Source organism: Streptomyces sp. NPDC007088 (assembly GCF_042869355.1).
GTDB lineage: Bacteria > Actinomycetota > Actinomycetes > Streptomycetales > Streptomycetaceae > Streptomyces.
In genome coordinates, this window is the sequence record NZ_JBIAFO010000006.1 from 198304 (window position 1) to 211619 (window position 13316).

Here is a 13316-nt window from a genome sequence, read left to right on the forward strand (position 1 = left end):
CCGCGGGCCGTCGCACTCTTCGCCACAAGAACGCAACAGCCGCCCGTTCCCGACCGGTTTCCTTTGCGCGGACGCCGGGGCCTGACCGACAATCGGCCGTGTGACGTCGTCCTACGAGTTTCCCGCCCTCCCGCTGCCGCGCCCCCGGGTCGCGGAGGCGGACCGTGAGCGGGCCCTCGCGGTGCTCCAGCGGGGCGTGGCCGAGGGCCGGCTCTCGCAGGAGACCTTCCTGCGCCGCCTCGACCTGGCGCTGGCCGCCCGGCACGCGGAGGAACTGGCCGCCCTCACCGCCGACCTGGACAGCCCGGGGCGGGTCTCGCGGGCCGTCTTCGGCGCGGTCGGCGCGGTCTCCGGATTCGCCGAGGGGCTGCGGCGCGCGTGGTGGGCGGAGCGGCTGCCGAAGCTGCTGCTGCCCTCCGCGCTGCCGGGTGTCCCCCTGCGCATCGGCCGCGATCCCGCCAACGGGCTGCGGCTGAGCCACGACACGGTGTCCCGCGTCCACGCCGAACTCACCCAACAGTCCGGCGTCTGGGTCCTGCGGGACCTCGGCTCGACCAACGGCACGACGGTCAACGGCCGCCGCGTCGTGGGAGCCGCCGTCGTCCGGGACGGCGACCACGTGTCCTTCGGACGCATGACGTACCGGCTGGCGGCGACCTGACGGGAGCGCCGGGGCGCCGTGCAGCCGAGGGCGGACCGCCGCTGCGGCGACATCCCGTGCTCGCCGGTGTGGAGGTCCCCCCGCAGCCCCGTCGGGCGCGGGTGCGCGACCGCGCCTCTCGCCCCCGGCCGTAAGCCGTCCCGCCCCAACCCGCGACGAGCACTCATCCCGTCGGGCGGCCGGTGGCCGGGCGAGTGCCGTCCCGATCGTCGCTCCCGGCTAGGTACTGTGCCTCCCCGTTGCCCAGCGACCAGTCCGCGTCGGTGTTCTCCGTCAGTACGACGAACATGTTGCGGGGTTCCGTACCCGCGTACTCCAGGGCGAGTTCGGCTATGCGCCGGTACAGCGCCCGCTTCTGCGTGGCCGGCCGCCCGCCCCGCAAAGTGATCGCCACGTACACGATGCCGTCGTCCCGCCGCACGCCGAGATAGTCGCCGTGACGCAGCGTTCCGCGCTCCCCGTCGTGCCCGGTCAGGATCTGGAACCGGTCGTCATCCGGAAACCCCATCGTCTCGCCCAGCGCCTCGTGGACGGCTCGTCCAAGCGCCTCCAGGCGCTGGACGTCACAGCTCAGAGCATCGATGCGAACAAGCGGCACGGAACCTCCCGGTGAGAACGGTGAGAACGGTGAGAACGGTGATGCGTCGAGGGAACTGTACATACTAGTAGGTACAGTCGGGGAGGGGTGGAGAGTGACGACCCGCCCCAAGCGCCCCGCCCCGAGCGCCCCGCCCCCGGTGCTCACCCGTCCGGCGCGCTCACCCGTCCGGCCGCGGCCACCGCGCGGGCCGCCGGCCCCGGTGATCGACTGGGACCCCGGACGGCGGGCGAGGAGGGAGGCCGCGATGCTGTGCCTTCCCGAGGAGTGCCGGCCCCGGGGCCGCGAGCGCACAGGCCCCCGCGCGGCAGCCCCGTACAACCGGGCGGCAGCACCGGCCCGCGTCCGGCGTGCCGTGCCGCTCGCCCTCGCCCTGGCCCGTGACCCGCTGCCGTACTACCGGCTGCTGCGCACCGCACCCGGCCCCGTGCCGCTGCCCGGCCGGGGCGTCTGGCTGGCCGGGCGGTACGCGGACGTGGCCGCCGCGCTCGCCGAACCCCGGCTCGTGGCGCGGGGCCACGGCGCGGCCGCCGGGAACCTGCGCTGCGCCGGGGACCTCTCCGGTCTCGGCGAGGCCGTCGCGCGCGCCGCCTACGTCCTCGTCCGGCGGCTTGAGCGCCGCGCCGAGGCCGATCTCGTCACCGAGTTCTGCGACTGGCTGCCCGCCGTGACCCTCGTGAGCGCGCTCGGGCTGCCGCCCGCCGAGACCGCCCGCCTCCAGCGCTGGTGCCGTGGCGGGACGCGCGGGCACGACGGGCTCGCCGAGTACCTCGGCCCGCACCTGCGCAGGACCGCGCGCCACGCCGGTTTGGCCCCGCTGTCCCGGCTCACCGGCGCCGGCCCCCTCGCGGACCGCGAACCGGCGGTGCTGCTCGGCGCCCTGCTGCGCGCGGCCGGAGCGGACACCGCGCGCGGCCTCGCCTCGCTGCTCGCGGCGCTCCTCGACCACCCCGCGCAGCTCCTCGCCGTACGCGAGGACCCGGGGCTGCTGCCCGCCGCGTGGGCCGAGTCGCGGCGCCGCGATCCACCCAGCCCGCTCCTGCCGCTGACCGTGACCGGCGCGCTCCCCGTACGGCTGCCGGGCGGCGAGATACCGGCCGGGGCGACCGTACTGTGCCTGCTGGGCGCGGCCGGCCGCGATCCGCGCCGCTTCGCCGACCCGGACCGCTTCGACCTGTTCCGCCCCGACGCCGCACCCGTCCGGCCCGCACCCGCGTCCGGCACGGACGCCGACGGCCTCGGTCTGCTCCAGGCCAGGCACGGGCTGCCGCCCCTGCTGGCCCACCTCCCCGGACTGAACGTCGCCCCCGGTTTCCGGCCCCGGCCCGTCGGCCTCGCCCACCGGGCACCGCGCCGCCTCCTCGTGCGCACCCACGCCCGTCCCGTCGGCGCGCCGGGCGGCCGGCCGGTCAGTCCACCGGCACCGCCGGCGCGATCCGGCCCGTGACCTCGCCGAAGCCGATCACACTGCCCTCCGCGCCCGGCGCCTTCGCCGTGATGGTGACCTCGTCGCCGTCCTCCAGGAAGGTGCGGACCGTGCCGTCCGGGAGCTTCAGCGGGTCCTGGCCGCCCCACGTCAGCTCCATGAGCGACCCCCGCTCCCGCGGCCGCGGGCCGCTCACCGTGCCCGAGGCGTAGAAGTCCCCCGTGCGCAACGAGGCCCCGTTGACCGTCATGTGCGCCATCTGCTGGGCCGCCGTCCAGTACATCGAGGCGAAGGGCGGCCGGGAGACGACCTGGCCGTTGAGCCGGACCTCCAGCCGCAGGTCCAGGCCCCAGTCCCGGGACTCCCGCAGATACGGGCGCAGTTCGTGCGTGCGCTCGGGGGCCGGTACCCGCGCCTCCGCAAGCGCCTGCAAGGGGACGATCCACGGGGACACCGAGGTCGCGAAGGACTTGGCGAGGAAGGGGCCGAGCGGTACGTACTCCCACGCCTGGATGTCGCGCGCCGACCAGTCGTTGACCAGGCACACCCCGAACACGTGGTCCTCGAAGTCGTCCGGGCGCACCGGGGTGCCGAGCGCCGAACCGGTGCCGACGACGAAACCGACCTCCGCCTCGATGTCAAGCCGCGCCGAGGGCCCGAACCCCGGCAGGCCGTCCGCCCCGGCCGGCCTGCGCTGCCCGTTGGGCCGGACGACGGGCGTGCCCGAGGGGACGACCGTCCCGGCCCGCCCGTGGTAGCCGATCGGCAGGTGCTTCCACTGCGGGGTCAGCGGGTCCGAGCCGGGACGGAACAACTGACCGACGTTCACGGCGTGGTGCTCCGAGGAGTAGAAGTCCACGTAGTCCGCCACCTCGAAGGGCATGCCGAGCACGACCTCGGCGAGCGGGTGCAGCGCCGGGCCGACGCGCTCGCGGTGCGCCTCGTCGGTGAGCAGCGCGGTGACCGCCGCCCGCACCGAACGCCAGCGCTCCCGGCCCTGACCGAGGAAGGCGTTGAGCGAGCCCCGCGCGAAGGTGTCGTCGCCGAGGGCCGCCGCGAGGTCGAGGACCTGCGCGCCGATCGCGACGCCCACCCTCGCCGTCCCGCCCCGCGGCGTGAACACCCCGTACGGCAGGTTCTGCACGGGGAACGGGGAGCCCTCGGGCACGGCGACCCAGGTGCGCGTGGTCATACGTTCTCCTCCTTGAGCCCGGTACCGGGGGGTCCGCCCCCGGTACCGGTCGTGTCGGGTGACGCCGGGCCGGGCCGGAGCACGGCCTCGGCCTGGAGCACGGGTCGCGCGGTGCTGCACGAGCCGTACGAGACGAGGACCGCGCGGGTGGCCCGCGCCTCCCGCGTGCTCAGCGCGCGGGCGCGCGCGGCGAGCGCCCCGCCGTCCTCGGTCCGCAGGACGGCCAGCACGCTCTCCCGGCCGCCTCCGGACACCGCCTCGGCGGTCGCGAGCAGCAGGTTGAGGAAGCCGTGGTGGGTGAACCCGGTCGCCGGGTCGGTGTGCCGCACAGCCTCGTGCAGACCGGCCGTCGCCTTGAACGGCACGCCCGAGGCCACGCAGTCCAGGACGAAGTCCGCGACCTCGCCGGGCGTGGGGAACAGTCCGGCGCGCACACCCCCGCACCGCAGTTTCGCGCCGAGCGGCCGCGTGCCGGGCTCGGCGCGCGCGGTCAGCGCCGTGAGCAGGGGCCGTGAGGCCGCGCGCACCGCCGGCTCCACGTACGCCGGTACGCCGGAGGGGACCTCGGCCAGCGCGGTGAGCGCCCGGCCGAGCGCCGCCTGCGTGTCACCGCCGTCCCGCTCCGACAGGAAGGCGGCGAGCGGGAGTTCGAGGTGGGCGAGGCGGACCCGGGGATCGGCGGCGAGGGCCGACACGTCCCGCGCGAGCCCCTCCGCGCCCCGGTCCGCGATCAGCCCGAGCGCGAAGCGGTCCCCGGAGCGCAGCAGGCCGAGCAGTTCCGCCACCCGGCTCGCCGGGCACAGGAAGCGGTGCGAGAGCATCGGGAGGCCCGCCTGCGCGTCCGCGCGGTACCGCTCCACGGCCTCGGCCATCGGCAGCGTGGTCGGCGGGAACAACCCCGCGTCGTCCACCAGTTCCCGCACCAGCAGCCGGACCCGCTCGCCCGGCGCGCTGTCCGTCGTCACGCGCGCGGCCCCCGCCCGGCCCAGGTCCACGCGTACGCTCCGTCGTCGCACGCCCGCGCCCCCTCGCCGAGCTCCAGCGGGCGGAACGTGTCGACCATGACGGCGAGTTCGTCGAAGAAGTCGACGCCGACGGACCGCTCGTACGCCCCGGGCTGGGGGCCGTGGCTGTGCCCGCCCGGATGCAGCGAGACCGAGCCCTGGCCGATGCCCGAGCCCCTGCGCGCCTCGTAGTTCCCGCCGCAGTAGAACATCACCTCGTCGCTGTCCACGTTCGAGTGGTAGTACGGCACGGGGATGGACAGCGGGTGGTAATCCACCTTGCGCGGAACGAAGTTGCAGATGACGAAGTTCTCGCCCTCGAACACCTGATGCACGGGCGGCGGCTGGTGCACCCGGCCGGTGATCGGCTCGAAGTCCGCGATGTTGAAGGTGTACGGGTACAGGCAGCCGTCCCAGCCCACCACGTCGAAGGGGTGCTGGGCCTGGAGGAACCGGGTGCCGACGATCTGCCCGCCCGCCCCCCGGTGCTTGACCAGCACCTCGACGTCCGTGCCCGAGGCGCTGAGCGGTTCGGCCGGGCCGTGCAGGTCCCGCTCGCAGTACGGGGCGTGTTCGAGCAACTGCCCGTAGCGGGACAGGTAGCGGCGCGGCGGCGCGATGTGGCTGTTGCCCTCGACGCAGTACACGCGCAGGGGCTCCTCGCCGCGCGGCACCCAGCGGTGTGTCGTCGAGCGCGGCAGGACCACGTAGTCGCCGGCCCGGACGGGCAGCGCGCCGAACACGGTCTCCACGACGGCCTGTCCCGACTCGACGTACGCGCACTCGTCCCCGAGCCCGTCGCGGTACAGCGGGGAGGGCGAGCCGGCGACCACGTAGGAGATGCGCACGTCGCCGTTGCCGAGCAGGAGACGGCGGCCCGTGACCACGTCGGCCGCGCGCCACGTCTCACCGGGGAACAGGTCGTGCAACCTCAGGTGGCGCGGCAGGAGGGGGTGGTTGGGGACGGTCGCCGTGTCCGGCAGCTCCCACACCGTCGAGTCGGTGACCGCCGAGGGGATCGAACGGTGGTACAGCAGCGAGGAGTCGGAGGAGAACCCCTCCTCACCCATCAGCTCCTCGTAGTACAGGGAACCGTCCGGGGCGCGGTGCTGCGTGTGGCGCTTGGGCGGGACGCTGCCGAGGCTGCGGTAGTGAGCCATGGGGCCGGACTCCTTTCTGGTGGCCGGGTGGGGGCGCGGGACCGGGACGGCTCGGGCGTCGGCCCGTGTGTTGCGAATAACGAGACAGCCTGTTATGAAAGTTGCAACACTCTGGCGACGCCCGGCGCCGAAAGTCAAGAGGACGCGGCGCGGTCCGCGGGAAGACAGGTGGACGGCCCATGCCGCGTTCCGGCCCGCGCGGTGCGCGGGCGCCCGAGGGGTCCTCGGCGTCCGAGGCGTCCAGGGTTCCCCAGGCGCCCGGGGGGTCCGGGGCTCGCGAGGCGCCCGAGCCCTTCGGGGAGGCCGAGACGCCCGGGACGCCACCTCAGGGCGCCGCGCCGCGCAGGGCCGACGGCTCCCAGACTCTGGAGCGCGGCCTCGGGGTGCTGCGGATGCTGGCCGAGTCGCGCGAGGGGCTGACGGCCTCGCAGGTCGCCGCCCGGCTCGGGGTGCACCGCTCGATCGCCTACCGGCTGCTCACCACGCTCACTCGCACCCGCTTCGCCTCACGCGTCCCAGGTGGCCGCTACCGCGTGGGCGTCGCCTTCTTCACGCTCGCGCAGGAGGCCAGGCCCCCCCTCCTCGACGTCGCCCAGCCGGTGCTGCGCGAACTGGCCGTCGAACTCGGCGCCACCGCCTGCCTCGTGGTGCCCGACGGGGAACACGCCCTCGCGGTCGCCGTGGTCGAACCGCCCGGCCCCGGCCCCCGCTTCTCGTACGGAGTCGGCAACCGCGACCCGCTGGAGCGGGGCGCGGCGGGCCTCGCGCTGCTGTCGGCGGGGCCGCCCCTCCCCGGCGAGCCGGGGCGCGTCGCCGAGGCGCGCGTACGCGGGCACGTCACGACCCACGAGGAGGTCGTGCCCGGCACGATCGGCGTCGCCGCGCCCGTCCGCGTCCCGGCAGGCGAGCAGCCCGCCGCCGTCAACGTCATCACCCACCGTCAGGACCTCGCGGACCGCGCGATCCCCCTGGTCCTGGCCGCCACCGCCCGCATCGCGGACCTGCTGGAGGGGGCACGGGAGACCTGAGCCGCGAGCCGCCGGCCCCGGGCGTCTGCCGCACGTGCCGACGGAGAGACGGCTCGGGCCCCGGTCCCTGGATACCGGCAGCGGCCGGCCTGGGACGGTATCCGCCCGTCCCGAGGGCGTCGCGGAGGTGGCCCGCGAGCCGCTGCGAGGTCGCGGCCGCCGGACCGCGGGCGTGGTCGACCACCCGGCCCCCGGCCACGAGGACGAGGACCGGGCCAGGGGCGGGGGAGCGGAGTCGCCCCTGGACGCCCCCGGCCCCCCGCGGGGCCCCCCCGGCCCCCCCCCCCCGGCCGCCCCGGGGGGGGGGGCCGGCGGGGGGGGGCCCCCGGGGGGGGGGGCGCGGGGGCGCCGGGCGCCCCCGCCCCCCCCCGCCCCCGGGCGGGCCCGCCCCCCCCCCCCGGGGGCGCCGCCCGGGGGGGCGGGGGGCCGGCGGGCGGGCCCGCGGGCGGGCGGGCTCACCGGCGGACGGGTCCGCGCGCGGTTCAGCTGTGCGAGACGGTGAGGCCGTAGAAGGCCACGCGCGCGCCCTTGGTCGTGCTGTCGGACGAGGACTGGTTGTACGACCCCGCCTTGAAGTACTGCCGGTACGGGTTGAACGAGGACGGGATGGCGTAGTGGGTGGTGCTCCCGTTCACCGTGATGTCGAGGGTGTTCCCGCCCGACACGGCGATGGCGTACGTCCATGTCTTGCCGACCGGCACCTGCCCCACGGTGTGGGTGGTCTGCCCGCCGGCCGGGGAGTTCTCCGTGCCCACCACGATGTCGCCGTTCGACCGGTAGTACAGCTCGACCAGCGGCTTCGTGGAGGAGCCGCCCGAGCCGAGGTGGATCTGGCCGACACACACGTTCTTCGTCACGGACACCACGCGCAGGGTCGCCGCGAGCCGGTGGCTGCCCTGGAGCGACCAGTCGGCCGCGCTCCCGTTGCGGTTCATCTCCCGCAGCTCGGACCGGGCGTAGTTGGAGTTCGGCGTCGTCACGCCCTTCTCCGGAGCCCAGAACGTCATCGCCCCGTCGCGGGTGTCGGTGTAGAAGAAGTCGTCCTGGTAGCCGTTCGCCCCCTGGAGCCGCGAGGACGAGATGGTCTGCGGCGAGCCCGGGGAGCCCACCGGCTCCTGGAGCTGCCACACCGACAGGTCGAAGTTCCCGCCCGGGGCCTTCGAGGGATCGGCGGCCGAGGCGGGGACGGCGCTCAGAGCCGGGGCCGCGAGGACCGCGGCCGTCGTCGCGGTGAGGAAAGTACGTCTGCGCATGGGGGACCTTCCGGGAGGCCGGATGTGGGGGAGAGGCAGCCGGGCCGTGCGTGTCCGCACGCTCCCACGAGCGGGAACGCCGTCGCGGTCACCAATGGACCAGACCATTCAGACCATAGGGATGTGACGTGCACTCGTCAATGGTTCGGCAGGAGGCGGCGGCGGGACGGTCGGAGGCGGCGGCGGGCCGGTGGGAGGGGCGGCGGGCCCCGCCCGCCCGCGCCGCGTGAGCGGCGGGCCGCGAGCGGCCGCCCCCCGCCCGCCTCATCCCTCCCGCACCAGCAGCCCCACCGGCCGCCCCGCGAACAGCTCCGCGAGCCGCACCGAGCCGCTGAAGACCCGTTTATCCCCCCACAGCGCGTCCCGCCAGCGACCGGGCGGCAGCGGGAGTTCGGTGTCCCGCCAGCCGCCCGCGTCGGCGAGGCGGGCCGACAACCGGGTGACTGCCGTCAGCGCGTGGGCCGAGCGCGCGAAGGCCACGCAGTGCGCGGCCGCCGGGCCCGTCGCGGGCAGCGGCTCGTAGCTCGCCTCCTCGCCGAAGCAGTCGGGGCGCGCCGCGCGCAGCCGCAGGGCCGCCGCCGTCAGCGCCACCTTCTCCTGCGACAGGTCCCGGGGCGCGCCGCTCCTGTCCACCTCCCGCAGGACGCCGCTGAGATCGGGCACCTCGCGCCGGTTGTCCGGGTCCACGAGGGCGCGCACCTCGGCCTCCGTGCCCTGGTAGACGTCCGGGACGCCCGGCATCGTCAGGTGCAGCAGGGCCGCCCCGAGGACGTTCGCCCGCACGTACGGGGCGAGTTCGGCGCGCAGCTCGGCGACCTCACCGGCCGCCGCCCCGCAGGGGCCGGCCGCCACGAACCGCGTCACCGCCTCCTCGTACGCCGCGTCCTGCTCCGTCCAGCTCGTGCGCAGCCCCGCCTCCCGTACGTGCTTGAGCAGCGCCCCGCCCAGCCGCTCCGGGTCCGGGACGCCGAAGCCGACCGCGAGCTGCCAGGCCGCCCACGCGAAGTGCGGATCGGGCGCCGGGTCCGGACCGGCCGAGGTGCGTTCGGTGACCGAGGCGAGGAAGTCCGCCCAGCGCTGGGGCCGTTCGGTGAGCACGGCGGTCGCGGCCCGCACGTCGGCGCTGCGCTTCGTGTCGTGCGTCGAGAGCACCGTGCCGGTCAGCGGCCAGTCCCGCTGGAGCCGCCCGCAGTACGCGTGGAACACGTCCGGGGACAGCGCGGGCGCCCCCGGGTCCCCGCCCACCTCGGCCGCGGACAGCAGCGGCGTGTACCGGTAGAAGGCCAGGTCCTCCACGGACTTGGCGCGCAGCGCCGAGGCGGTCTGCGCGAACCGCGCCCGGAACGCCTCGTGCTCGGGGCCGTCGCCGCGCCGGCCGAGCGCCAGGTCGCGGACCAGGGCGACGGTCTCCGCCTCCTGCGCGCCCGGGAACGCGGCCGACGCCTCCTGCGCGGACTGCGCCGACACCACGTCCTCCGGTGCGGCGCCCGCGTCCCGTGCCGGGTAGGGGCGGTACACCGGTACCCGCACCAGCAGTTCGCGCAGCGCCGTGCGCAGAGCCCACGGCGCGTGGTCGCGCACCGACAGGTCCCCGGCCGCGATCCGGCCGGCGATCCGCACCAGCGCCTCGACCTCGGCGGCCAGTTCCCTCGTCACCACCTTGTACGCGGCCCGGCGCACCGTCGCCGGCCAGTCCCCGCCCCGGTCGGCGGGCGGGGCCGCGTACCGGCGGTACTGGCCGAGCAGTTCCCCGTAGCCGGCCGGGTCGGCGAACAGCCCGTCGATGTGGCGCAGCGCGTCGTAGCCCGTGGTGCCCGACACCGGCCAGCCCTCCGGAAGGGCCTCCCCGTCGGCGAGGATCTTCTCGACCACCGTCCAGTGCCCCGCGGGCGCCGCCGCGGCGGCCCGCTCACCCAGGGTGCGCAGGTAGCCGCCCGGGTCGGCGAGACCGTCCGGATGGTCGATGCGCAGTCCCTGCACCGCGCCGCGCGCCATCAGGTCGAGGACCACCGCGTGCGTCGCGGCGAACACCTCGGGGTCCTCCACGCGCACCCCGATCAGCTCGGAGATCGTGAAGAACCGCCGGTAGTTCAGCTCCGTCCTGGCCAGCCGCCACCAGCCCAGCCGGTACCACTGGGCGTCCACGAGCTGCTCCAGCGGCAGCGCCTCGGTGCCCTCGCGCAGCGGGAAGGAGTGCTCGTAGTAGCGCAGCCGTCCGTCCTCGACCCGCAACTGGTCCAGGACGTCCCCGAGCCGTCCGCCGAGCACCGGCAGCAGCACCCGGCCGCCCGCCCCGTCCCAGTCGATGTCGAACCAGCGCGCGTACGGGGAGGAGGGTCCCTCCTTCAGGACGTGCCACAGCGCCCGGTTGTGCCGGGGCACGGCCGCCATGTGGTTGGGCACGAGGTCCACGATCAGCCCCAGCCCGTGCTCCCGGGCGGTCCGGGCCAGGGCCAGCAGCCCGTCCCGCCCGCCCAGTTCCTCCCGTACCCGGGTGTGGTCGCTCACGTCGTACCCGTGCTGTGAGCCGGGCACCGACTCAAGCACCGGGGACAGGTGCAGGTGGGAGGCGCCGAGCGAGGCCACGTGGGGCACCACGGACTCGGCGGCGGCGAAGGGGAACTCGGGCCGCAACTGCAGACGGTAGGTCGCGGTGGGCGGTGCGAAGACCGCCCCGGGGGCGGCGGGGGAAGAACCCGATTCGGACGTCATGGACACCTGCGTACCCCTTTCCGGGCCTTTGTGTCACGGCTGATCGCCGCCGCGCGCGAACGGCACGGCGAAAGGGCACCGTCCGGCCCCGTACGCCACCACCGGGCGTACGGGGGGACTGGACGGGCGGACTCAGGCGGGGCGCTGGAGCACGGTCAGGCTGCGGTCCGTCAGGGTGATCCGCTCGCCCGCCGCCACCTTGCGCCCGGTGCCCGGCGGTACCGCGTCCGGGCGCGCGGTGTCCACGACGACCTGCCACTGCTTGCCGTGGTTGACCGGCACCAGGAACTCCAGGGGCTCGGGCGAGGCGTTGAACATCAGCAGGAACGAGTCGTCCTGGATGCGCTCCCCGCGCGGCCCCGGCTCCGAGATCGCGTTGCCGTTGAGGAACACGGTCATCGCGCTGGCCTGCGCCCCGTCCCAGTCCTGCTGGGCCATCTCGGCGCCCTCGGGGGTGAACCACGCGATGTCCGACAGCTCGTCGTGGGTGCCCTCGACGGGCCGGCCGTGGAAGAAGCGGCGGCGCCGGAACACCGGGTGGTCGCGGCGCAGCCACACCATGGCCCGGGTGAAGGCCGCCTGCGTCGACTCCTCCTCGCCCGGCTCCGGCCAGCGCACCCAGGACAGTTCGTTGTCCTGGCAGTAGGCGTTGTTGTTGCCGTTCTGGGTGCGGGCGAACTCGTCGCCGTGGCTGATCATCGGCACCCCCTGCGACAGCATGAGCGTCGCCATGAGGTTGCGCATCTGCCGCGCCCGCAGCTCCAGGATGTCCGGGTCGTCCGTCTCGCCCTCGGCCCCGCAGTTCCAGGACCGGTTGTGGCTCTCGCCGTCCCGGTTGTCCTCGCCGTTGGCCGTGTTGTGCTTGTCGTTGTACGACACGAGGTCGTGCATCGTGAAGCCGTCGTGGCAGGTGACGAAGTTGATCGAGGCCAGCGGACGCCGCCCGTCGTCCTGGTAGAGGTCCGAGGAGCCCGTCAGCCGGCCCGCGAACTCCGCGATGGTCCGCTGCTCCCCGCGCCACAGGTCGCGCACCGTGTCCCGGTACTTACCGTTCCACTCGGTCCACATCGGCGGGAAGTTGCCCACCTGATAGCCGCCCTCGCCCACGTCCCAGGGCTCCGCGATCAGCTTGACCTGACTGACCACCGGGTCCTGCTGCACGAGGTCGAAGAAGGACGACAGCCGGTCCACCTCGTGGAACTGCCGCGCGAGCGTCGCCGCGAGGTCGAAGCGGAAACCGTCCACATGCATGTCCACGACCCAGTACCGCAGCGAGTCCATGATCATCTGGAGCACGTGCGGGGACCGCATGAGCAGCGAGTTCCCGGTGCCCGTCGTGTCCATGTAGTACTTGGGATCGTCCGTCAGCCGGTAGTACGAGGTGTTGTCCAGGCCCCGGAAGGACAGCGTCGGGCCCAGGTGGTTGCCCTCCGCCGTGTGGTTGTAGACCACGTCGAGGATCACCTCGATCCCCGCCTCGTGCAGGGCCCGCACCGCCGACTTGAACTCCAGCACCTGCTGCCCCCGGTCGCCCCAGGAGGCGTACGCGTTGTGCGGGGCGAAGAAGCCGATCGTGTTGTAACCCCAGTAGTTCGACAGGCCCGCGTCCACCAGCCGGTGGTCGTTGACGAACTGGTGCACCGGCATCAGCTCCAGCGCCGTCACGCCCAGTTCCGTCAGATGCTCGATGATCGCCGGATGGGCGAGCGCCGCGTACGTACCGCGCAGCTCGTCCGGGAGCGCGGGGTGCGTCATCGTCAGGCCCTTGACGTGCGCCTCGTACAGCACCGTGCGGTGGTAGTCGGTGCGCGGCGGCCGGTCGTCGCCCCAGTCGAAGTAGGGGTTCACCACGACCGAGGCCATCGTGTGCGGGGCGGAGTCCATGTCGTTGCGCTTGTCGGGCGAGCCGAAGTGGTATCCGTACACCGCCTCGCCCCAGTCGATCTGCCCACTGACCGCCTTGGCGTAGGGATCGAGCAGGAGCTTGGCCGAATTGCAGCGCTGCCCCCGGTCGGGGGCGTACGGCCCGTGCACCCGGAAGCCGTAGCGCTGACCGGGCATCACCCCGGGCAGATAGGCGTGCCGCACGAAGGCGTCGGACTCCCGCAGTTCGACCGCGGTCTCCGAGCCGTCGTCGTGCAACAGGCACAGTTCGATTCGGTCGGCGGCCTCCGAGAAGACCGCGAAGTTCGTACCGGCGCCGTCGTATGTGGCGCCGAGGGGATATGCCTCACCAGGCCAGAGCTGCATGTACTCGACTCTTCCAGTTCCGGCCCGAGGAC

10 protein-coding genes are annotated in these 13316 nt (G+C 74.7%); 3 read left to right on the forward strand and 7 right to left on the reverse strand.

Annotated features, from left to right (window positions below):
* Nucleotides 1-100 precede the first annotated feature (100 nt).
* A complete protein-coding gene (locus ACFYMP_RS12205; RefSeq protein ID WP_388854743.1) occupies nt 101-661 on the forward strand; it encodes a DUF1707 and FHA domain-containing protein in 561 nt (186 codons plus the stop codon).
* A 163-nt stretch (nt 662-824) separates the two neighbouring features.
* Here ACFYMP_RS12205 and ACFYMP_RS12210 read toward each other — a convergent pair whose 3' ends face one another.
* Complete coding sequence (locus ACFYMP_RS12210) at nt 825-1259, reverse strand: tautomerase family protein (protein WP_388854746.1); 435 nt, start codon at nt 1257-1259, stop codon at nt 825-827.
* A gap of 247 nt (nt 1260-1506) precedes the next feature.
* Between ACFYMP_RS12210 and ACFYMP_RS12215 the strand changes: the two genes are divergently transcribed.
* Nucleotides 1507-2706 carry a cytochrome P450 gene (locus tag ACFYMP_RS12215; protein ID WP_388854749.1) on the forward strand — a complete coding sequence of 400 codons (1200 nt, stop codon included), beginning with the start codon at nt 1507-1509 and terminating at the stop codon, nt 2704-2706.
* Here ACFYMP_RS12215 and fahA read toward each other — a convergent pair.
* Genes fahA through ACFYMP_RS12230 form a run of 3 tightly spaced genes read right to left on the reverse strand, consistent with a single transcriptional unit; the run spans nt 2669 to nt 6041 of the window.
* Nucleotides 2669-3877: a fumarylacetoacetase gene (fahA, locus tag ACFYMP_RS12220; RefSeq protein WP_388854753.1), complete on the reverse strand. Its 1209-nt coding sequence runs from the start codon at nt 3875-3877 to the stop codon at nt 2669-2671. The two genes, ACFYMP_RS12215 and fahA, sit on opposite strands and share 38 nt — an antisense overlap.
* Nucleotides 3874-4842 (reverse strand): hypothetical protein, encoded by a 969-nt coding sequence (locus ACFYMP_RS12225; RefSeq protein WP_388854756.1) that lies wholly within the window; start codon nt 4840-4842, stop codon nt 3874-3876. The genes fahA and ACFYMP_RS12225 overlap by 4 nt, the downstream gene beginning before the upstream one ends.
* Nucleotides 4839-6041 (reverse strand): homogentisate 1,2-dioxygenase, encoded by a 1203-nt coding sequence (locus ACFYMP_RS12230; protein ID WP_388854759.1) that lies wholly within the window; start codon nt 6039-6041, stop codon nt 4839-4841. Before ACFYMP_RS12230 ends, ACFYMP_RS12225 begins: the two co-directional genes overlap by 4 nt.
* A 179-nt stretch (nt 6042-6220) precedes the next feature.
* On the opposite strand from ACFYMP_RS12230, the gene ACFYMP_RS12235 reads away from it, so the two are divergent.
* Nucleotides 6221-7069: an IclR family transcriptional regulator gene (locus ACFYMP_RS12235; protein ID WP_388854762.1), complete on the forward strand. Its 849-nt coding sequence runs from the start codon at nt 6221-6223 to the stop codon at nt 7067-7069.
* A gap of 482 nt (nt 7070-7551) precedes the next feature.
* Here ACFYMP_RS12235 and ACFYMP_RS12240 read toward each other — a convergent pair whose 3' ends face one another.
* The 3 genes from ACFYMP_RS12240 to glgX form a co-directional block, all read right to left on the reverse strand.
* Complete coding sequence (locus ACFYMP_RS12240) at nt 7552-8322, reverse strand: polysaccharide lyase family 7 protein (RefSeq protein WP_388854765.1); 771 nt, start codon at nt 8320-8322, stop codon at nt 7552-7554.
* A gap of 264 nt (nt 8323-8586) precedes the next feature.
* Nucleotides 8587-11034, reverse strand: a complete 2448-nt coding sequence (treY, locus tag ACFYMP_RS12245) for a malto-oligosyltrehalose synthase (RefSeq protein WP_388854768.1) — start codon at nt 11032-11034, stop codon at nt 8587-8589.
* 132 nt (nt 11035-11166) lie between these two features.
* On the reverse strand, nt 11167-13284 hold the full coding sequence (gene glgX / locus ACFYMP_RS12250) for a glycogen debranching protein GlgX (RefSeq protein ID WP_388854771.1): 2118 nt from the start codon (nt 13282-13284) through the stop codon (nt 11167-11169).
* Between the last annotated feature and the right edge of the window lie 32 nt (nt 13285-13316).

What these genes read in the sequence shown, in the direction of transcription:
- glgX (WP_388854771.1), bottom strand. Translation starts at nt 13,284, where the DNA reads ATGCAGCTCTGGCCTGGTGAGGCATATCCCCTCGGCGCCACATACGAC.
- treY (WP_388854768.1), bottom strand. Translation starts at nt 11,034, where the DNA reads ATGACGTCCGAATCGGGTTCTTCCCCCGCCGCCCCCGGGGCGGTCTTC.
- ACFYMP_RS12235 (WP_388854762.1), top strand. Translation starts at nt 6,221, where the DNA reads ATGCCGCGTTCCGGCCCGCGCGGTGCGCGGGCGCCCGAGGGGTCCTCG.
- ACFYMP_RS12230 (WP_388854759.1), bottom strand. Translation starts at nt 6,041, where the DNA reads ATGGCTCACTACCGCAGCCTCGGCAGCGTCCCGCCCAAGCGCCACACG.
- ACFYMP_RS12215 (WP_388854749.1), top strand. Translation starts at nt 1,507, where the DNA reads ATGCTGTGCCTTCCCGAGGAGTGCCGGCCCCGGGGCCGCGAGCGCACA.
- ACFYMP_RS12240 (WP_388854765.1), bottom strand. Translation starts at nt 8,322, where the DNA reads ATGCGCAGACGTACTTTCCTCACCGCGACGACGGCCGCGGTCCTCGCG.
- fahA (WP_388854753.1), bottom strand. Translation starts at nt 3,877, where the DNA reads ATGACCACGCGCACCTGGGTCGCCGTGCCCGAGGGCTCCCCGTTCCCC.